This window comes from Paraburkholderia sp. EG286B (genome assembly GCF_040965655.1).
Classification (GTDB): domain Bacteria; phylum Pseudomonadota; class Gammaproteobacteria; order Burkholderiales; family Burkholderiaceae; genus Paraburkholderia.
This window is the reverse complement of sequence record NZ_JBFRCF010000015.1, coordinates 88,917-107,712: the sequence shown is the minus strand read 5'-3', so window position 1 is coordinate 107,712 and position 18,796 is coordinate 88,917. Positions and strand designations below refer to the sequence as shown.

The window sequence follows — 18,796 nt, the reverse complement described above, 5'->3', positions numbered from 1 at the left end:
CCCGCGCGCGCTCGCTTTCTCGCGCTCAGTCCGCCGTCACCACGAGCGGCATGAGCACCTCGCCGGTTTCCAGCAGTGTCTTGAGATTCGAGAGGATGCGCGGCCAGCCGCCCGACACCTTCTCGATGAAGATCGATCCCGGCCGCGCCATGTGGTGCGTAATCGTGAGCTTGACCGCGTGCTCCACGGGTTCGATGTCGATCGTGCAGAGCGAATCGCCCTCCGCATGAAGTTCGGCCAGGAACATGTTGCGCCAGCGCAGCACGAGCCGGCGCGGGGGATCGGCTTCGACCACCGCGCCCGAGTCGGCGATCCGGCCGTCGGCGAAGCGCAGCGACCAGGGCGAGCCCGTTTGCCAGTCGCATTCGTGATGCATGCCGAACCAGTAGCGCTCGGTGAACTCGCGGCTCGTGAGCGCCGTCCACAACGCTTCCGGCGTGGTGCGGATGAACGTGACGTAGACGAACGTCGAATTGCCGGGGGCGCTGCCTTGCGTGTGCTTGTCGCTACTCATGGCTGTCTCCTTCGAGTGATCGCTTGAGGTCGACGAGCGCGCCCACGCGCTCGTGCTCGAACTTGCCGATCCAGCGCGCGGCAATCTCGCCGATGGGCACCGGATTGATGAAATGGCGCTTCTCGCGCCCATGCCGCTGCGTCGCGACGAGATTCGCCTCTTCCAGCACCGTGAGATGCTTCGTGACCGCCTGGCGCGAGATGGCCAGCCCCTCGCATAAATCGGTCAGCGTCTGACCGTTTTTCGCATGGAGGCGGTCGAGCAGTTGACGGCGGCTCGCGTCCGCCAGCGCGCGGAATACGGCGTCGTCGTTCATGCATTGATTATGCAACCATATGGTTGCATGTCAAGGTGAAAAAACGGCGCCGCAGCGCCGTCCCATCACTTCAGCGTTAGTCCGTCTCAATCGAGCCTGAACTGGCCGACCGCATCCGCGAGATTGGCCGCCTGGCCGCGCAGCGCCGCCGCGGCAGCCGTCGACTGCTCGACGAGCGCCGCATTCTGCTGAACCATCTCGTCGAGCTGGCTGACCGCCCGGTTCACCTCCTGGATGCCGCGCGTCTGCTCACCGGCGGCATTAGTGACTTCGGAGATGATGGTCGTCACGTTCGCGACATTCGACACGATCTCATCCATCGTCGAGCCCGCGCGGCGCACGAGCTGCGAGCCCGACGTCACGCTGGATACGGTCGACTCGATCAGCGCCTTGATTTCGCGCGCGGCCTGCGCGCTGCGCTGGGCGAGGCTGCGCACCTCGCCCGCCACCACCGCGAAGCCGCGGCCCTGCTCCCCCGCGCGCGCCGCTTCCACGGCCGCGTTCAACGCGAGAATGTTGGTCTGGAACGCGATGCCGTCGATCACGCCGATGATGTCCGCGATCTTCACGGACGCCTTCTCGATGTCGCCCATCGTGTGCACGACGTCGCCGATCACCGAGCCGCCGCGCGAGGCCGCCTGCGAAGCCGTGGCCGCCGTCACGTCGGCCTGCTGCGCCGCGTTCGCCGACTGCGCGACCGTCGCCGTGATCTCCTCCATCGAGGCCGCCGTCTCTTCGAGGCTCGCCGCCGCCGATTCGGTGCGACCCGAAAGGTCGACGTTGCCCGCCGCGATCTCATCGCTCGCGGTACGCACCGATTCGCTCGCGTCGCGGATGTGGCGCATCACGTCGCGCAGCTTGTCCATGAACGCGTTGAACGAGCGCGCGATCTGCGCGACTTCGTCGTTGCCCACGGCGGGCAGGCGCTTCGTCAGATCACCCTCGCCGGTGCTGATCGCGTCCATCGCGTCGCGCACGCGCGAGAGGCGCTGGAACGACACGGCCGTCGCGGCGGCCACGATCGCCGCGGCCGCCACCGCGATCACCACGAGCGCAATGAGCGACGCCGTGAGCAGCGAGCGCATCGCCGCCGTCGCATCGGCGCGGTCGAAAGCGACCACCACGCGCCAGTCGGTGCCCGGAATCGTTTGCGCACGCATGAGCTTGACGTCGCCCTTCACGTCCACCTTCAACGGCTCGCTCGCCGCGAACAGCGCGTTGAGGCGATCGCCGGCCAGCTCGGGCGCGAGTTCCGCGACGGGTTTGAGCGTGAGCTGCGCGTCGGGGTGCGCGACGATCGCCCCGCTCGCGTCGACGAGCATGCCGAAGCTCGCCGGCGTGGGGTGAATCGAGCGGACGTTGGCGATCACGCTGTCCATCGCCACGTCGCCGGAGATCACGCCCTTCACGGCGCCGTCGCGAATCACCGGCTCCGCGAACGCCACCACGAGCTTGCCCGTGCCCACGTCCACATAGGGCGGCGTGACGACCGCCTTGCCCGCCGCGACGGCCTGCTTGTACCAAGGGCGCCCGGTCGGGTCGTAGTCGGGCGGGATGCCGGTGGCGTCGGAGAACTTCGCCGTGCGGTCGGCATAACCCACGTAGACGTTCGTGAAGCCGCCCGCTGCCGCGATCTGCTTGAGCGCCGGCACGGGATCCGGCCCGAGCACGGCGTCCTGGAGCGAGTCGATCATCCGTACATGCGCCGCGACCCAGTCGCCAATGCCTTGGGCGTGGCTCTCTTCGAGCGCCGTGAGCGTGCTGTCGATCGAATCCTTGTTGTGCGAGTTGGCGACGAAATAATTGAGCGCCGTATTCGCGGCAAGCGCGCTCACGACGATGACGACGCATAGCGCGACGATGCGCGCGCGGATGGTGGAAAACATGGGGGGAATGCCGTGTGGAATAGAAGGAGGGAAGCCGTCAAACCTGGTCTGGAACTATCAGGGATTACGGCACGCCACACGGCGTTCTTGAGGGCGCACCCATAGAAGATGTGCCATGAATCGCTTACTTACCGGAAGATGACAGACGATAAGCGAAATTGTCAGACTATTCGAATGCAGTGGCGAAGCCCTTTTTGCGGCCTACTTGCCCGCGTCGGCCGCCTTCTTCTCGCCGATGCGGCTTTCCTTGCCCGCGATGAGCTTGGAGATGTTCGCGCGATGGCGCCAGAACAGCAGCACGCTCATGGCGAGGATGGCGAGCGCGACGACGCGCGGGCCGAACATGAACACGTAGTAGAGCGGCGCAAACACGGCGGCCGCCAGCGCCGCGAGCGACGAGTAGCGTGTGAAGAACGCGACGATGAGCCAGGTGGCGAGCGTGGCGACACCGAGAATCGGATTCACGGCAAGGAGGACGCCGGCCGCGGTCGCGACGCCCTTGCCGCCCTTGAAGCGGAAGAACACCGGATACAGGTGACCGAGGAACACGGCGATCGCGGCTAGCGCGACCGCGGCGTCGCCCAGACCGTAAAGCGGGCCGAAATGCGCGACGAGCCAGACTGCGAGCCAGCCCTTGAACGCGTCGCCGATCAGCGTGAGGATCGCGGCCTTCTTGTTGCCGCTGCGCAGCACATTGGTCGCGCCGGGATTGCCGGAGCCGTAGGAGCGCGGATCGTCGAGGCCCATGAAGGCGCTCACGATCACGGCGAACGAAACCGAGCCGATCAGATAGGCGAGAACGGCGACGAACAGGTTGTACATGCACGAAACCCGGAGGAAGTGGAACGATGCGCGCCGGGCGCTGGCGATGGCGATCGCCGCCCGGCAACGCGCGACGGCGCTCATTCTACCGAAGCGCGGGCGCGCCCTGCCCGCGCAGTCGGCACAAGCACGCACGAACCAGGGTAAATCAGGGAAGCAACGGGAACGGGCGGGACGCTTCGCTCAGCCGGGGGTCGCGCCTTGTTTGACCGTTACTCGACGCTCGCGCACTGCACCGGCTTCGCCTTCAGGAGCGTCGTGAGCACCGCGGGGGCGAGGCTCACGAGATAGCCGCGCCGGCCGCCGTTGAGCCAGATCTCGTCGAGTTCGAGTATGGTCGATTCGACGTACACGGGCATGGCTTTCTTCGTGCCGAAGGGCGACGTGCCGCCCACCAGGTACCCCGAATGACGGTTCGCGACTTCGGGCTTGCAAGGCTCGATGCGCTTCGCGCCGATCTGCCGCGCGAGATTTTTCGTCGACACCTTGCGGTCGCCATGCATGAGGACGATGAGCGGCTTGGCGTGCTCGTCCTCCATCACGAGCGTCTTGACGACGCGATGCTCGTCCACACCGAGCTGGCGCGCGGACTCTTCCGTGCCGCCATGCTCGACGTACTCGTAGGGATGCTCGCCGAATGCGACGCCCGCGCGGCGCAGCATCTGCGTGGCGGGCGTTTCGGACACGTGTTTCGTTTTGCTCATCGGCGCATTGTAATCGCACGGTCCGCAACGACCGCGCCAGACGCGTTCGCCAGGTCACCCGCGCGGATGGTGCTTCTCGTGCAACAGACGCAGCCGCTCGCGGGCCACGTGCGTATAGATCTGCGTGGTGGAAATGTCGCTATGGCCGAGCAGAAGCTGCACGACCCGTAGGTCCGCGCCGTGATTGAGCAGGTGCGTGGCGAACGCGTGGCGCATCGTATGCGGCGAGAGCGGCGCATGCACGCCGGCCGCCGCCGCGTGGCGCTTGATGATGTGCCAGAACTGCTGGCGCGTCATGCCTTCGGCGCGCGCGGTCACGAACAGCGCGTCGGCCGTGCGTGCGCCGAGCAGCGCCGGGCGCGACTCGCGCAGGTAGCGCTCGATCCACGCGTGCGCCTCCTCGCCGAACGGAATGAGCCGCTCTTTCGAGCCCTTGCCGAGCACCCGCACGACACCTTCGTTCAGGCCCACCTCGACGGTCTTGAGCGTGACGAGTTCGGTCACGCGCAGGCCGCTCGCGTACATCAGTTCCAGCATCGTGCGATCGCGCAGGCCGAGCGGCGTCTCGACATCGGGCGCGCCCAGCAGCGCCTCGACCTGCGCCTCGCTCAAGGTGGACGGAAAACGCGGCGCCTGCTTCGCCGAGCGGATGCGCACGGTCGGGTCCGAATGCACGCGCTGCTCGCGCAGCGCCCAGCCGTAATAGCGGCGAAACACCGAAAGGCGCCGGTTCGCCGAGGTGGATTTATCGTCCTTGCGGCGCGCGCTGTAGGCGAGCAAATCGTCTTCGTGGGTCGTGTCGAGTGCATTGGAGCGCTCGCACGCGAGCCATTGCGCAAAGAGGCGCAAATCGCGCCGGTAGGCGTCGAGCGTGTTGCGCGAGAGGCCATGCTCGAGCCACATGGCGTCGCAGAACGTGTCGATGGCGGTCAGGCTCGACGCCAGCGCTTCGGCCGCGGCGGGGTCGAGCGCCTGCTGCGCCTCGTCGGCGGCTTCGTTTGCGGCAAGCGGCGGCGGATTCGTCGTCATCGTCATCGTGTCAGCGCAGTTGAAATCGGTTCGACGTGCATTCGTGGGCGAGCAGCCAGCGCTTCACGTCGCGAAAGAAACCTTCGCCGCCGTGATGCGCGAAGCCGCCGAGGCCGCTCGCCGACACCACGCGATGACACGGAATCACGAGCGGAAAGGGATTGTCGCCGCACGCCTGGCCCACGGCGCGCGGGCTGACGCCGCCGATGCGCTTCGCGAGTTCGCCGTAGGTGAGGACTTCGCCCGCCTCGATTGCGCAGATGCCGTCCCACACGCGCCGCTGGAATTCGGTGCCGAGCGGTGCGAGCGGCAGGTCGAAGCCGGCGTCGGCGTCCTCGAAATACTGACCGATCTGCTCAGCCGCGCGCGCGGCGAGTTCGCAATCCGGCTCGACGCTCGCCGTCTGTCCCGGCAGATAGACGATCTCGCGCAGCGCGGGCCCGACGGTGCGGATGCCGACCTTGCCGAACGGCGCCTCGATCACTGCGTTGAACATCGTCGACTCCCTGGTGCGCGAACGTTGCACGCCATGGTGCCGCGTTGTGCGCGCGATTTCCAGCGCGCCGTCGTTCAGTTTCAGGTCCATGCCAGCCTCTACCGTGTTCATCCGCATCAAGCCGCTTCGAGCGCCCACAGCACGTGCTCGCGCACGACCGCCGACTCGTCGTGCTCGCGCTCGCGCAACGCCTGCACGATCGCGGCGCGCGCGGCGTCGCGAGCGCTATCCGCGCCTTCATGCGTGGCGCGCAGTGCATTGCCCATCGCCACCGCGATATTGCGCGACCAGCTCTCGTAGCCGATGCGCCGTATCGCGCTGCCCTGCATGCGCTCGTCGAACTGCGCCGCGCTCCAGCCGAACAGGTCGACGAGACTCGCGCGATCGAGCCCGTGACGCACGTCGAAATCCGCGACGGGCGCGGCCTTCGCGAACTTGTTCCAGGGGCACACGAGCTGGCAGTCGTCGCAGCCATACACACGATTGCCGATCAGCTCGCGCAGTTCCAGGGGAATACTGCCCTTGAGTTCGATCGTGAGATAGGAGATGCAGCGGCGCGCATCCACGCGATACGGTCCGGTGATCGCCCCCGTCGGGCACGCGTCGATGCAGCGCGTGCAACTGCCGCAATGCGCGCCCGGCGTTTCGGGCGCGGCGCTGGCCGGCTCGTCGGCGTCGGTGGGCAGCGGCACGTCCACGTAGATCTCGCCGAGAAAGAAGAGCGAGCCCGCGTCGCGTTGCAGGAGCAGCGTGTGCTTGCCGCGCCAGCCCACGCCGGCCTTCTGCGCAAGCTCGACTTCGAGCACCGGCGCGGAGTCGGTGAACACGCGAAAACCGAACTGGCCGATCTCGGCCTCGATACGCTCGGCAAGCTGCTGCAGCCGCGCGCGCAAGACCTTGTGATAGTCGCGGCCGCGCGCGTAAATCGACACGACGGCGGCATGCGGGTCGGCGAGACGCGCGTGCTCGCGCAGACGCCAGTCGGCGTGAACGCTCTCGTGGGCAACGTCCGTGCCAACGTCGGTGCCAGCGCTCTCACCGCGATCTGGGCTGCCTTGCGAAGCACTTTCGTGCGTCTTTCCCGCTGCATTCGGCGCGAGCGTATCGATGGGCAAATAGGCCATGCGTGCGGTAATCACGCGTCGCGTGCCGGCCACAAGCTCGGCGGGCCGCGCGCGTTTCATCCCATGTTTGGCCATATAATCCATCTCGCCGTGGCAGCCCGCTTCGAGCCACGCGGCGAGGCCCGCCTCGGCATGGGAAAGGTCGGTGTCACTGATACCGATCGCACCGAACCCCAGCTCGCGCCCCCACGTCCGGATGCGCGCCGCGAGCGCGGCGAGCGCCGCCTCATCGAGCCGCGTGGCCTGCTCGACGGACGGCGCAGACGAATCGCGCGGCGCGTTAGCTCGAGCCTGCGCTCGAGCACCCGCATGTGCGGACGTTGGGTCGAGCGCCTCCGAAGACGCGCGCGCATCCTGCGCGGGGTTGGAAGGGGAATGCGTGGGGTTCATTACGTCATTTTACGAGAATGCCCGACACGCCCGGTCACGACCACGCGCCGCTTTCGCTTGATCCATCCGCCGCCGTTCTCCTCGAGCGCCGTTTCGATCTCGCAGACGCCGACGCCACCGACGCCTTCGGCGCACGCTTTGCGCACGCGCTCGACTCGCTGCGCGCAAATGTTGCACAAAAGAGCGCGCAGCATCACGATGCCCCGCCCTTTCACGGCCTGCATGTGCAGTTGCACGGCGACCTCGGCGCGGGCAAGACCTCGCTCGTGCGCGCCACGTTGCGCGCGCTCGGCCACACGGGCCGCGTGCGCAGCCCCACCTACACGCTCGTCGAACCGTACACGGTTACAACGCCCTGTGGGGAACTCCAGCTTTATCACTTCGATCTGTACCGTTTCAGCGATCCGGCCGAATGGGCCGACTCGGGCTTTCGCGAATATTTCGCGCAAGATGCGGTGTGCCTCGTCGAATGGCCGCAACGCGCGGGCGGCCTGCTTGGCATACCCGATCTCGTGTTCTCGCTGGAGCCGGATGCAAGCGGCGAAGGCCGCGTGCTCACCGCCTACGCATACAGCGCATCAGGAAAGGCATGTCTAGAAAGATGTTAATCAAACCGTTCCGCTCGATCGAATCGGCCGCCACCGCCACGCACAACTGGCGTCGCCGGCAGATTCTGAAGGCGGGCGCCTCCACGCTCGTGCTCGGTCTTGCCGTGCCGCGCCTCGCGTGGGCCACTTCGGTCGTCGGCGTGCGGGTGTGGCCCGCGCGCGACTACACCCGCGTCACGATCGAATCGGACCAGCCGCTGCAGAACACGCAGCAATTGCTGCAGGGCCCCGATCGTCTCGTCGTCGATCTCACCGGACTCGATCTCGACGACGCGCTCAAGAACCTCGTCTCCAAGATCACGCCGAACGATCCGCAAATCCAGGCCGTGCGCGTGGGCCAGTACCAGCCGCACGTGGTGCGCATGGTGTTCGACCTCAAGGGCGGTGTGAAGCCCCAGGTGTTCACGCTTGCCCCTATCGGCTCGTACAAGTACCGGCTCGTGTTCGACCTCTATCCGGCGGTTGCGCCCGACCCGCTCATGGACCTGCTCGCGCAAACCGAGCACAAACAGCAGCAACTCGACGCGCACGAAGCGATGAAGGACAGCGCGCCGCCCTCCACGCCACCGACGCTTGCCGGTCCCAACACGCCGCCCGCGCACGACAACAGCGACGCGTTCTTCGAACGCTACGCGCAGAACGACGCGGGCGCCGCGCCGGGCACGCCGCGTCCGGCGCCCCCCGTGGTTGCGCCGCGTGCGCCGAAGCCTGCCGCGCCGAAGCCGCCCGTCGTCGCCCAGCGCAACAACGACGACGACAGCGCCAGCGCCGACGACAACTATGGCTTCACCACGCCGAAGTCCACCAGGGGCGGCACCACGCGCCTGCTGACGGTCGCGATCGATCCCGGCCACGGCGGCGAGGACCCGGGCGCGATCGGCAGCGCGGGCACCTACGAGAAGCACGTCGCGCTCGACATCGCGAAGAAGCTGCGCGCGAAGATCGACGCCCAGCCCAACATGCGCGCGATGATGACGCGCGACGCCGACTTCTTCGTGCCGCTGAACGTGCGCGTGCAGAAGGCGCGCCGCGTGGGCGCGGACCTGTTCGTCTCGATTCACGCCGATGCGTTCACCACGCCCGAAGCGCGCGGCTCGTCGGTGTTCGCGCTGTCGGAGCACGGCGCGACCAGCGCCGCGGCGCGCTGGATGGCGAACAAGGAGAACTCGTCGGACCAGATCGGCGGCATCAGCGTGCAGACGGCCGACGCCGCCGTGAACCGCGCGCTCTTCGACATGTCGACGACGGCGCAGATCCGCGACTCGCTGCGTTACGGCGGCTTCGTGCTCAACGAGGTCGGCGAGATCAACAAGCTGCACAAGGGCTCGGTCGAGCAGGCGGGCTTTGCGGTGCTCAAGGCACCCGACATTCCGTCGATCCTCGTGGAGACGGCCTTCATCAGCAATCCCGAGGAAGAGACCCGGCTCAACGACGATGCCTATCGCGAGAAGATGGCCAACGCGATTCTCAAGGGCATCAAGCGCTATTTCGCGGCCAATCCGCCGCTTGCGAAGAGCCGCATGACCTGAGCGCCACGTAAGGCATCCAGCGCCTTCAGGACCGCCGCGCAAGCCTTCGGGCTCGCGCGGCGTTTTGCATTCGGAGCAGGATAATTACGAGCGCACGGCCCCGAGGCGCTGCTTGACCCAGCCCCCGAACACGTTGACGGCGAGGCCGCCCATCACGAGCACGGCGCCGCCGATCTCGGCCGCGCTCAACTGTTCGCCGAGCAGCAGCGACGCCGAGGCGAGCCCGACGATCGGCACGAGCAGCGAGAACGGTGCCACCTGGCTGGCGGGATACTTCGAGAGCAGGCGGCTCCAGAGGCTATAGCCGATGAGCGTCGCCACGAACGCGAGATAGACGATCGCGCCCACCGACGTCATGCCGATGCCCGAGAGCGCGGCCACGATGCGCTGCGGGCCTTCCATCCAGTACGAGAGCGCGAGAAACGGCAACGGCGGCACGAGGCTCGCCCACACCACGAGGCCGACGAGATCCACCTTGCCCACCTTCTTCGTGACGATATTGCCGAGCGCCCACATGCAGGCCGCGCACAGCGTGAGCACGAAACCGGCGATGGTCATGCCTTGCGGATTGTTACCCGCAGCACCGCCCATCGACTGCACGCCGATCAGCGCGAGACCGCCCGCGGCGATCAGCAGGCCGATGACGTTCTGCGCGTGAAAGCGCTCACGCAGAAACACCGCCGCAAAGCCGAGCGTGAAGAACGCCTGCGCCTGCAGCACGACCGAAGCGAGGCCCGCGGGCATGCCCACGTACATGGCCGTGAAGAGGAACGCGAACTGGCCGAGCGAGATGGTCGCGCCGTAGGCCAGCAGCCAGCGCAGCGGCAATTGCGGGCGCTTCACGAACAGCACCGCGGGAAACGCCGCCAGCATGAAGCGCAGCGCGCCGAGCAGGAGCGGCGGCACGCCATGCAGCCCCACCTTGATCACGACGAAATTCACGCCCCACGCGAGCACCACCACCAGCGCGAGCAACAAGTCCTTCGGCGACATCCCCTTTCTCCCCTTTTTGCGTCATACCTGTTTTTCGAAGCGGCGATCTTACCGCCTCGCGCCGCGGCGCGCCGTGCCGCCCACGCCGGCCGTTGCCTTGGCCGCACGCCGGGAAAGCCGGCGTTAGAATGAGCGCCAGCCTCGCGCACGGCGTGCCCGCGCGCCGGTTTCGACGATAACCCGCGCCGTACGACTCATCCAGGAAGCATCATGTCCTCATCGATCAAAGCGGTTCTCAAGCCTCATCAACGCGACATCGGCAATCTCTATGTGCGGCGCGTGCTGCCCGCGCTCGCCGCCCGCCTCGTCGGCCCGTTCATCTTCTTCGACCACATGGGCCCCGCCACGCTCGCGCCGGGCTCGGGCGTGGACGTGCGTCCGCACCCGCATATCGGGCTCGCGACGGTCACCTATCTCTTCGACGGCGCGCTGATGCATCGCGACAGCATCGGTTCCAGCCAGAAGATCGTGCCCGGCGACGTGAACTGGATGACGGCCGGGCGCGGCATCGTCCACTCCGAGCGCACGCCCGACGAGGACCGCGCCACCGGCCTCACCATGCACGGCATCCAGACCTGGGTGGCGCTGCCGCTCGACCACGAGGATGCGGAGCCGTCGTTCTTCCATCACGCCGCCGCCACGCTGCCCGAAATCGAGCGCAACGGCGTCACGATGCGCGTGATCGCGGGCACGGCGTTCGGCGCCACCTCGCCGGTCGAGACCTTTTCCGGCACGCTCTACGTCGCCGCAGATTTTGCGCCGGGCAGCGCGTTCGCGCTCGACGCGGAGCACGAAGAGCGCGGCGTCTATCTCGTGGAAGGCGACCTCGCGATCGATGGCACGCCGCTCGAACAGCACACCATGGCCGTGCTGGTGCCGGGCGAAACCGCCACGCTCTCGAGCACGAACGGGGCACGCGTGATGCTGCTCGGCGGGGAAAAGCTCGAAGGCGAGCGCTTCATCGAATGGAACTTCGTGGCCAGCTCGCGCGAGAAGATCGAAGCCGCGAAGGAGGCCTGGACGCGCCAGGAAATGGGGCATGTTCCCGGCGAAACGGAATGGATTCCGCTGCCGGAAAAGAAGCCGCGCTAAAGGCTCACTAACGGCTCACCACCGGCTCGCCGCTTTCGGAGGATGATTGAAACATGGGCGTTTCGTCCCCAACTAGCGACATAACGGTTATCTCAACGAGGACGCAATGGACACCACTCTCGCCACTTTCGAAAAAGACGTGATCGAAGCGTCGGCGCTCGCGCCGGTGCTGGTCGACTTCTGGGCGCCCTGGTGCGGCCCTTGCAAGAGCCTCGGCCCGATGCTCGAAAAGCTCGAGGCCGACTACGCGGGCAAATGGAAGCTCGTGAAGGTGAACGTCGACGAGAACCAGGAGCTCGCCGCGCACTTCGGCGTGCGCAGCATTCCGCACGTCGTGGCGTTCGCGGACCGCCAGGCGGTCGATCAGTTCGTGGGCGTGCTGCCCGAAGGCCAGCTGCGCCAGTTCCTCGACGGCCTGATCCCCGACGGCGCCGACGCCGCGCGCCAGGCCGCGCAGGAAGCGCTGGCCGAAGGCCGCCGCGACGAAGCCTATGAGGCGCTGCAGGCCGCGCTCGCGTTCGATCCGGGCAACGACGAAGTGCGCATGGACCTGATCGAGATGCTGCTCGCCGACAACCGCGCCGACGACGCGCAGAAGGAAGTCGAGCTGCTCTCGCCGAAGACCACGCAGGGCATCGATGCGCGCTTCAACGCGCTCAAGACCCGCCTCGACGCGCTCGACGCCGCCGCCGACCTGCCGCCCACCGACGCGCTCGAAGCCCAGGTCGCCGCCAACCCAGGCGACCTCGAAGCGCGCTTCGATCTGGCGAACGCACTGATCGCGCGGCGCAAGTACGCGGGCGCGCTCGAGCATCTGCTGGAGATCGTGAAACGCGACCGCGCCTTCCGCGACGATGTGGGCCGCAAGACCATGCTTTCCGTGTTCGATCTCGCGGCGCATCAGCCGCAGCTCGTGAGCGAGTGGCGGCGCAAGCTCAGTGCAACGCTGAACTGATATCGAACGGCCGAGGACGCCGCGTGCGTCCTCGCCGTGCGTTCAGTCAGCTACGCCTGCTGAACCCGACCGTACTGGTCGTCGAAGCGCACAATGTCGTCTTCACCGAGATAACAGCCCGACTGCACCTCGATGATCTCGAGCGCCGTCTTGCCCGGATTCTCGAGCCGGTGCGTCATGCCAAGCGGGATATAGGTCGATTCGTTTTCGGAAAGCAGGAGCACCTCGTCGCCACGCGTGACGCGCGCCGTGCCGCGCACCACGGTCCAGTGCTCCGCGCGATGGTGATGCATCTGCAACGAAAGCCGGCCACCCGGCTTTACGACGATGCGCTTGACCTGAAAGCGCTCGCCCTGATCGACCGAGTCGTACCAGCCCCACGGGCGCTCCACGCGCCGGTGCTGCCGTGCCACCTCACTGTGCTGCGCCTTGAGCCTCGTGACCACCGCCTTGACGTCTTGAACGCGCTCCTTCGCGACGACGAGCACGGCGTCCGCAGTCTCCACCACCACCATGCCCCGCACGCCCACGCAGGCAACGAGCCGGCCGTCCGAATGCACGAAGGTATCCGTCGCATCCTCGAACAGCACGCGCCCGCGCGCGACGTTGCCCTTCTCGTCCTTCGCCGAGACCTGCCACAGGGCATCCCAAGCCCCGACGTCCGACCAGCCCGAACGAAGCGGTACGACCACACCCGCGAGCCGCGCGTTCACGCCGACCGACTCCATCACCGCGTAGTCGATCGAATCGGACGGACAGGCGGCGAGCGCATCGCGGTTCAAGTGGACGGTGCCGTCAGCGTCGACGGCGGCATTTTCGAAGGCCGCCGCGCACTGCGCCGCGATGAGCGGCCGGCTGTGCGCGATCGCCGAGAGCCAGACTGATGCGCGCACAACGAAAATCCCGCTGTTCCAAAGATAGTTCCCCGAAGCAACATAGCTTGCAGCGCGCTCGGCATCGGGCTTCTCCACAAAATGCTCGATGCTGCGCGCGCCGCTGCGGCCAAGCGGCAAACCCGCGCCGATGTAGCCGTAGCCCGTTTCGGCACGCTGCGGCGGCACGCCAAGTGTGACGATGGCGCCGCGCGCCGCGTGCGCCACGGCTTCTTCGAGCGCGGCAGCAAACGCGGCGCCGTCGGCGATCAGATGGTCCGCGGGCATGGCAACGAGCACCGGATCGCCATCGCCGATTGCGGCAAGCGCCACCGCCGTCAGCGCGGGCGCCGTGTTGCGCGCGAGCGGTTCAAGCACGAAGCGAGCGGCCATGCCGCTGCGGCCAAGACGGTCGGCGGTCAGATGGCGCAAGTCCTCGCTGCTCACGACGAATGGCGCAGCCTTGCGAACCGCTCGGTGCGCTTCTGGCAGCGAGGCGCCGGCATGCTGAAACACGCCGTCGAGGCGCCGTACAGTCGCCTCGAGCAGCGACTCGCCATCGAGCAGATCGATCAGCTGCTTGGGACAGTGTTCGCGCGAAAGCGGCCATAGCCGCGTGCCGGAACCGCCCGCCAGCACAACGGGCTGAACGACGAGTTCGGCGTCACCTTCGCTGATCGCGGCTATCAGGCCGGCAGATGTCACATCGTTGTTCATTCGCGTCACTCCCCCCGAAGTCATGCACCGAGTCTCGTTATTGATTGGCGTACGGGTGACATTTGAACAATACGTATCGCGCGAATCTGTACGCGCAGCCACATTGAACGCACGGCGCGCCAGGAAATTTGTCCTTGCGGCGCAGGCCTCGTCATCGCGCGGTCATCGTTATGTGCGGCAGCGCACGAAGCGCGAAGTTGGCCGCGCAAGGTGATGTTTCACATCCGAACGTTTTTGCGACAGTGTCGGCAGCCCCCCAACAGAAGCGAATCAAAACCGCAGCGCACCAAAGGCAGGCGCACAACGCGTTCAAGGCGATGGCCCGACGATGTTTCAGCGAGGACTCATTTCCGCGCATCCGTCTGATGAGCGAAAGTAGCTATATAAATCAAGGCGTTGGCGGCATCAAACTCTAGCGACTTCGCAAACGGCGCCGCGCTGGCGCTGTACAAAACTGAAACAATAATGCGCCTTTGCGTCGCCCCGGAAACAGCTCGCGCAGTGCCGAGCCGCAAGCGTTCTCGCTTTTGCGGCTGCTGGCACAGCCCCTGCTAAGTAGAGTTCGCCACACAAGCGTAAATGCCGACAAACGAGATCGCAAAACGCTAATGGGGCTTATGGGGCCGGCGCAACGAACGTATAGCCGAACGGGTAACGGCGACAACAAAAAATTCGGCAGCCGGAAGCAGAAAAAACAGGAGGCGGCATACGCCGCTTTACGCGAGGACCGATCATGTTGACCCTTCAATCCGATCTGCACGGCAATCATCTGCTGGGCGCACTTCCGTCAACCGAGTGGCAGGCGTTGGCGCCGCATCTCGAACTCGTTCAACTGCGCACTGAACAGCTGCTCTGCGATTGCGGCCAGCGTATTCATCACGTGTACTTTCCGACGACCGCCGTCATCTCGATGCTCACGACAATGGAAGACGGCAGTTCCGTCGAAATTGCCGCCGTGGGCCGGGAAGGCATGACGGGCGTACCTGTGCTGACCGGTGGCGAAACGATGCCGAACCGTGTGCAGGTGCAAAGTTCGGGCTTCGCGTACCGCATCAGCGCACAGGCGCTCAAACAGCAGTTTGCGCGCTCGGACCTCCTGCGTCGCGTTACGCTGCTTTACATGCACGCACTGCTCACGCAGATCGCGCAGACGGCCGCCTGCAACCGCCACCACTCGCTGAGCAAGCAGCTGTGCCGGTGGCTGCTGATTGAAGTGGACCGCGTCGACTCCAACGATCTGAGCGTGACGCAGCAACTGATCGCCGACATGCTCGGCGTGCGCCGCGAAGGCGTCACGGAAGCCGCTGGCAAGCTGCACGACGAAGGTCTGATCCATCACAGCCGCGGCAAGATCCGCGTACTCGACCGCAAGCGCCTCGAAGCGCGCGCATGCGAGTGCTACGGTCTCGTGCGCCGCGAGTTCGATCGCCTGCTGCCGCGCCTGCACGAAGCGGAAGCGGTCGAATAAGGCGACCGACGCACGGTTCGCTCGATTTCCAGCGCGATACGAAAGCGTGCCTTTTTCAGGCACGCTTTCTTGCGTTCGCAGCGCTCGGCGTCAACGCCCGCTGGCTTGATGCGCCAACGCGCGCAGCACATACGAAGCCGCCGCGAAACCAAAGCTCGCCGTCACGCACACGCTCGAACCAAAGCCCGCGCAGTTCAGCCCCACCGGACCGTGATGCCCCGGCGACGTGGTGACATGCTCGGCCTCGGCGTCGATATCGCACACAGCCGCCTCGGGATAGATCAGCGGCTCGTCCGAATACACCGCGCTCACCTTGAATTTGGCCTTCGGCCCGCGCGGAAAGCCGTGCTGCTTGCGCAACTGGCCGCGCACCTTGGAGAGCAGCGGGTCCTGGATCGTGAGCGCGAGGTCGTCGATGTGAATCCGCGTAGGGTCGAGCTGCCCGCCCGCGCCACCCACCGTGATGAGCGGCACGCGATGCTCCACGCACCAGGCGATCAGCGCGGTCTTGGTGCGCACGCTGTCGATGGCGTCGATCACGTAGTCGAAGCCGCCGCCCAGCAACGCATCGAAGTTCGACGGCTCGACGAAATCCTCGACGAGGTGCACATCGCAGGCCGGGTCGATGAGCTTGATGCGCTCGGCCATGGCCTCGACCTTGGGCTTGCCGTAGTTGCCGTCGAGCGCGTGGATCTGGCGGTTGGTGTTGCTCTCGGCCACGTTGTCGAGGTCGATCAGCGTGAGCTTGCCGATCGCGCTGCGCGCGAGCGCCTCGGCGGCCCACGAGCCCACGCCGCCAATGCCGATCACGGCGACGTGGGCGCGCTCGAACGCGTCGAGCGCGGGTGCGCCATAAAGCCGCGCGATTCCGCCGAATCGGCGGGCGCGGTCGGCAACATCGTCGGCAGGGCTCGGGGTAAGATCGACGGAGCCGGCGGCAGGGGAAATCGGGGTACTGGACATGACGGTAGGCAATCGTAAGCGGACCGGTCGCATACTGCCGTCGCGGTCCTCACAAGACCCGTATTTTGCCTGAACGCGCCGAACGAGGCCGGGCGCCCCAAGTCGGGCGCCCCAAGTTTGCCCGCCGGTTCGATATACTAGTCCGCATTGAAGCGTCTGCCTAAAAGATGACCTCCCTCGCCGATCTCCGCAAGACCTACTCGCTCGGCTCGCTCGACGCCGCCGACGTCGATCCCGATCCGATCCGCCAGTTCCAGACCTGGTTCGCCCAGGCGCTCGACGCGAAGCTGCCCGAGCCCAACGCCATGACGGTCGCCACGGTCGACGCACAAGGCCGCCCCGCCGCGCGCATCCTGCTCATCAAGGGCGTGGACGAGCGCGGCTTCGTCTTCTTCACGAACTACGAGAGCCGCAAGGGCCGCGAGCTGAGCGCGAATCCGCATGCGGCGCTGCTCTTTCACTGGATCGAGCTGGAGCGTCAGGTCCGCATCGAGGGCAAGGTCGAACTCACGAGCGCCGAGGAAAGCGACGCCTACTTCAACTCGCGCCCGCTCGGCTCGCGCATTGGCGCGTGGGCCTCGGAGCAAAGCACGGTGATCGCGAACCGCGAGACGCTCGAAGCCCGCGAGCGCGAAATCGCAGCGCAGTATGGCGAAACGCCGCCGCGCCCGCCGCACTGGGGCGGCTACCGGCTCGTGCCGGAGGCCATCGAGTTCTGGCAGGGCCGCCCGTCGCGCCTGCACGACCGTATCCGCTACACGCGTGAGAGCGCGAATGCGGCCTGGCGCATCGAGCGTCTCGCGCCCTGAGCGCATGCGCGCGGCGTAACGCATGTTCCGCACTTACCGCACTTGCGCCGCGCCCAGCGGGTTTTCGTCTCACCGCTTTCGTTGTCTGTCGTTGAGTACCTCGCTGTTGCCGTAACGCTGTTGCCAAAAAACCTGCATCGCAATTCGCTTTTGTCATTGGGCTTCAATCGTTCATCTGACACGGAGAGAAACGCATGTTCTGGGAGAAAAAACTCGCACAGTGGGCAGAAGAAGTGCGCAGCAAGGCCGACTTGCCCGCCCGCCTCGTGCTCTGGAGCGGCCAGCAATACGACTTCGGCCACTTCGCCGCGCCTCGGGTCACGCTCAAGGTCAACAGCGCGTCGGCGCTGCCGCTCCTGCTCACGCCGAGCCTCGACAATCTCGGCGAGGCCTACGTGAAGGGCAAGATCGACATCGAAGGCAAGCTCGCCGACATCATCAACATCAGCTATTCGCTCGCGCGCAACACCGTCACGAGCGCCAGCAAGCTCGCGCGCGCGCGCCGCTATTTCACGCATTCGATGTCCACGGACAGGCAGGCCATCCAGTACCACTACGACGTCTCGAACGAGTTCTACAAGCTCTGGCTCGACGAGAACATGGTCTACTCGTGCGCGTACTTCGAAAACGGCGACGAAGACCTCGCTACCGCCCAGCTCAAGAAAATCGACCATATCCTCACCAAGATCCAGGTGACGGAAGGTCATAAGCTGCTCGATATCGGCTGCGGATGGGGCGCGCTCGTGCTGCGCGCGGCGCAGAAGTTCGGCGCGCGCTGCGTGGGCGTGACGCTCTCGCAGAACCAGTTCGATCTCGCCACGGCGCGTGTGAAGGCGGCGGGCCTCGAAGACCGCATCGAAATCCGCCTGCAGGACTATCGCGACATACAAGGCCAGTTCGACCGCATCACGAGCGTGGGGATGTTCGAGCACGTCGGGCGCAAGAATCTGCCAGGCTATTTCCGCAAGGTCCACGACCTGCTCGCCGACGACGGCGTCGCCATGAACCACGGCATCACCTCGTCGGACGCCGAATCGGGCGAAACGGCGCTGGGCGGCGGCGAGTTCATCGACCGCTACGTGTTCCCCGACGGCGAGTTGCCGCACATCGGCCTCGCGCTCCAGGCGGCGCAGCACGGCGGCCTCGAAGCGGTTGACGTGGAAAGCCTGCGCCGTCACTATGCGCACACGCTCGATTTGTGGGCGGAGAATTTCGAGGCGCGTGCCGAGGAAGCGAAACGGCTCGTCGACGACGAGAAGTTCCGCATCTGGCGCGTTTATCTGGCGGGTTGCGCGTACGCGTTCGAGCACGACGACGTGTCGATCTTCCAGATCGTCTGCCGCAAGGCCGGCCGCAGCGCGACAACGCTGCCGTGGTCGCGCCGGTATATGTACGAGAAGCCGCTCTGACGCAGGCGGCGGCGCGGTTCGCCGCGCCGCCAGCGAGTCGACTGTTTGCGCAGTTGCGCCCGGCCCAGGCGGCTTCGCCCCACGACCGCCATCACGACGC

Annotated in this window: 18 protein-coding genes; 7 read left to right on the top strand and 11 right to left on the bottom strand. The window is 66.3% G+C overall.

Annotated elements, in window-relative coordinates:
* Positions 1-25: 25 nt before the first annotated feature.
* From AB4Y42_RS29030 to queG, 8 genes are all read right to left on the bottom strand, one after another.
* Positions 26-514 (bottom strand): SRPBCC family protein, encoded by a 489-nt coding sequence (locus tag AB4Y42_RS29030; protein WP_368696046.1) that lies wholly within the window; start codon positions 512-514, stop codon positions 26-28.
* Positions 507-830: an ArsR/SmtB family transcription factor gene (locus AB4Y42_RS29025; RefSeq protein ID WP_368616805.1), complete on the bottom strand. Its 324-nt coding sequence runs from the start codon at positions 828-830 to the stop codon at positions 507-509. The genes AB4Y42_RS29030 and AB4Y42_RS29025 overlap by 8 nt, the downstream gene beginning before the upstream one ends.
* Positions 831-916: 86 nt before the next feature.
* Complete coding sequence (locus AB4Y42_RS29020) at positions 917-2,716, bottom strand: methyl-accepting chemotaxis protein (protein WP_368696045.1); 1,800 nt, start codon at positions 2,714-2,716, stop codon at positions 917-919.
* A 201-nt stretch (positions 2,717-2,917) separates the two neighbouring features.
* Complete coding sequence (gene plsY / locus AB4Y42_RS29015; protein WP_368696126.1) at positions 2,918-3,538, bottom strand: glycerol-3-phosphate 1-O-acyltransferase PlsY; 621 nt, start codon at positions 3,536-3,538, stop codon at positions 2,918-2,920.
* A 212-nt stretch (positions 3,539-3,750) separates the two neighbouring features.
* Positions 3,751-4,242, bottom strand: a complete 492-nt coding sequence (gene ybaK / locus AB4Y42_RS29010) for a Cys-tRNA(Pro) deacylase (RefSeq protein ID WP_368696044.1) — start codon at positions 4,240-4,242, stop codon at positions 3,751-3,753.
* 54 nt (positions 4,243-4,296) lie between these two features.
* Positions 4,297-5,271, bottom strand: a complete 975-nt coding sequence (gene xerD / locus AB4Y42_RS29005) for a site-specific tyrosine recombinase XerD (protein ID WP_368696043.1) — start codon at positions 5,269-5,271, stop codon at positions 4,297-4,299.
* 10 nt (positions 5,272-5,281) lie between these two features.
* Positions 5,282-5,767 carry a methylated-DNA--[protein]-cysteine S-methyltransferase gene (locus AB4Y42_RS29000; protein ID WP_368696125.1) on the bottom strand — a complete coding sequence of 162 codons (486 nt, stop codon included), beginning with the start codon at positions 5,765-5,767 and terminating at the stop codon, positions 5,282-5,284.
* 116 nt (positions 5,768-5,883) lie between these two features.
* Entirely contained in the window at positions 5,884-7,281 is a 1,398-nt protein-coding gene (queG, locus tag AB4Y42_RS28995; RefSeq protein WP_368696042.1) for a tRNA epoxyqueuosine(34) reductase QueG, read from the bottom strand.
* Positions 7,282-7,298: 17 nt separating this feature from the next.
* Here queG and tsaE point away from each other — a divergent pair, with 17 nt between their 5' ends.
* Complete coding sequence (gene tsaE, locus AB4Y42_RS28990) at positions 7,299-7,889, top strand: tRNA (adenosine(37)-N6)-threonylcarbamoyltransferase complex ATPase subunit type 1 TsaE (protein WP_368696041.1); 591 nt, start codon at positions 7,299-7,301, stop codon at positions 7,887-7,889.
* Positions 7,871-9,418 (top strand): N-acetylmuramoyl-L-alanine amidase, encoded by a 1,548-nt coding sequence (locus AB4Y42_RS28985; RefSeq protein ID WP_368696040.1) that lies wholly within the window; start codon positions 7,871-7,873, stop codon positions 9,416-9,418. Before tsaE ends, AB4Y42_RS28985 begins: the two co-directional genes overlap by 19 nt.
* A gap of 84 nt (positions 9,419-9,502) precedes the next feature.
* On the opposite strand, the gene AB4Y42_RS28980 is transcribed toward AB4Y42_RS28985, so the two are convergent.
* Positions 9,503-10,411: an EamA family transporter gene (locus AB4Y42_RS28980; protein WP_368696039.1), complete on the bottom strand. Its 909-nt coding sequence runs from the start codon at positions 10,409-10,411 to the stop codon at positions 9,503-9,505.
* Between the two features lie 210 nt (positions 10,412-10,621).
* On the opposite strand from AB4Y42_RS28980, the gene AB4Y42_RS28975 reads away from it, so the two are divergent.
* The gene (locus AB4Y42_RS28975; protein ID WP_342919278.1) at positions 10,622-11,503 is read left to right on the top strand and encodes a pirin family protein; all 882 of its coding nucleotides are present in this window, start codon (positions 10,622-10,624) and stop codon (positions 11,501-11,503) included.
* A gap of 106 nt (positions 11,504-11,609) precedes the next feature.
* Positions 11,610-12,458: a thioredoxin gene (gene trxA, locus AB4Y42_RS28970; protein WP_368690260.1), complete on the top strand. Its 849-nt coding sequence runs from the start codon at positions 11,610-11,612 to the stop codon at positions 12,456-12,458.
* 50 nt (positions 12,459-12,508) lie between these two features.
* Here the strand turns inward: trxA and AB4Y42_RS28965 are convergent, their stop codons facing one another.
* Positions 12,509-14,047 (bottom strand): mannose-1-phosphate guanylyltransferase/mannose-6-phosphate isomerase, encoded by a 1,539-nt coding sequence (locus AB4Y42_RS28965; RefSeq protein ID WP_368696038.1) that lies wholly within the window; start codon positions 14,045-14,047, stop codon positions 12,509-12,511.
* 733 nt (positions 14,048-14,780) lie between these two features.
* Here AB4Y42_RS28965 and AB4Y42_RS28960 point away from each other — a divergent pair.
* Entirely contained in the window at positions 14,781-15,515 is a 735-nt protein-coding gene (locus AB4Y42_RS28960) for a Crp/Fnr family transcriptional regulator (protein WP_368690258.1), read from the top strand.
* A gap of 90 nt (positions 15,516-15,605) precedes the next feature.
* Here AB4Y42_RS28960 and tcdA read toward each other — a convergent pair whose 3' ends face one another.
* On the bottom strand, positions 15,606-16,478 hold the full coding sequence (tcdA, locus tag AB4Y42_RS28955; RefSeq protein ID WP_368696037.1) for a tRNA cyclic N6-threonylcarbamoyladenosine(37) synthase TcdA: 873 nt from the start codon (positions 16,476-16,478) through the stop codon (positions 15,606-15,608).
* Positions 16,479-16,645: 167 nt separating this feature from the next.
* On the opposite strand from tcdA, the gene pdxH reads away from it, so the two are divergent.
* Together pdxH and AB4Y42_RS28945 are read left to right on the top strand one after the other, a co-directional pair.
* Complete coding sequence (gene pdxH, locus AB4Y42_RS28950; RefSeq protein ID WP_342919282.1) at positions 16,646-17,287, top strand: pyridoxamine 5'-phosphate oxidase; 642 nt, start codon at positions 16,646-16,648, stop codon at positions 17,285-17,287.
* Positions 17,288-17,481: 194 nt separating this feature from the next.
* Entirely contained in the window at positions 17,482-18,696 is a 1,215-nt protein-coding gene (locus AB4Y42_RS28945) for a class I SAM-dependent methyltransferase (protein WP_368696036.1), read from the top strand.
* Positions 18,697-18,796: the final 100 nt, after the last annotated feature.

Excerpts from the sequence above, each read along its gene's own strand:
- AB4Y42_RS28975 (WP_342919278.1), top strand. The coding sequence starts at position 10,622 with ATGTCCTCATCGATCAAAGCGGTTCTCAAGCCTCATCAACGCGACATC.
- AB4Y42_RS28945 (WP_368696036.1), top strand. The coding sequence starts at position 17,482 with ATGTTCTGGGAGAAAAAACTCGCACAGTGGGCAGAAGAAGTGCGCAGC.
- queG (WP_368696042.1), bottom strand. The coding sequence starts at position 7,281 with ATGAACCCCACGCATTCCCCTTCCAACCCCGCGCAGGATGCGCGCGCG.
- AB4Y42_RS29025 (WP_368616805.1), bottom strand. The coding sequence starts at position 830 with ATGAACGACGACGCCGTATTCCGCGCGCTGGCGGACGCGAGCCGCCGT.
- AB4Y42_RS28980 (WP_368696039.1), bottom strand. The coding sequence starts at position 10,411 with ATGTCGCCGAAGGACTTGTTGCTCGCGCTGGTGGTGGTGCTCGCGTGG.
- AB4Y42_RS28960 (WP_368690258.1), top strand. The coding sequence starts at position 14,781 with ATGTTGACCCTTCAATCCGATCTGCACGGCAATCATCTGCTGGGCGCA.
- AB4Y42_RS28985 (WP_368696040.1), top strand. The coding sequence starts at position 7,871 with ATGTCTAGAAAGATGTTAATCAAACCGTTCCGCTCGATCGAATCGGCC.
- AB4Y42_RS29030 (WP_368696046.1), bottom strand. The coding sequence starts at position 514 with ATGAGTAGCGACAAGCACACGCAAGGCAGCGCCCCCGGCAATTCGACG.
- ybaK (WP_368696044.1), bottom strand. The coding sequence starts at position 4,242 with ATGAGCAAAACGAAACACGTGTCCGAAACGCCCGCCACGCAGATGCTG.
- AB4Y42_RS29020 (WP_368696045.1), bottom strand. The coding sequence starts at position 2,716 with ATGTTTTCCACCATCCGCGCGCGCATCGTCGCGCTATGCGTCGTCATC.
- tcdA (WP_368696037.1), bottom strand. The coding sequence starts at position 16,478 with ATGTCCAGTACCCCGATTTCCCCTGCCGCCGGCTCCGTCGATCTTACC.
- tsaE (WP_368696041.1), top strand. The coding sequence starts at position 7,299 with ATGCCCGACACGCCCGGTCACGACCACGCGCCGCTTTCGCTTGATCCA.
- trxA (WP_368690260.1), top strand. The coding sequence starts at position 11,610 with ATGGACACCACTCTCGCCACTTTCGAAAAAGACGTGATCGAAGCGTCG.
- xerD (WP_368696043.1), bottom strand. The coding sequence starts at position 5,271 with ATGACGACGAATCCGCCGCCGCTTGCCGCAAACGAAGCCGCCGACGAG.
- pdxH (WP_342919282.1), top strand. The coding sequence starts at position 16,646 with ATGACCTCCCTCGCCGATCTCCGCAAGACCTACTCGCTCGGCTCGCTC.
- AB4Y42_RS29000 (WP_368696125.1), bottom strand. The coding sequence starts at position 5,767 with ATGTTCAACGCAGTGATCGAGGCGCCGTTCGGCAAGGTCGGCATCCGC.
- plsY (WP_368696126.1), bottom strand. The coding sequence starts at position 3,538 with ATGTACAACCTGTTCGTCGCCGTTCTCGCCTATCTGATCGGCTCGGTT.
- AB4Y42_RS28965 (WP_368696038.1), bottom strand. The coding sequence starts at position 14,047 with ATGAACAACGATGTGACATCTGCCGGCCTGATAGCCGCGATCAGCGAA.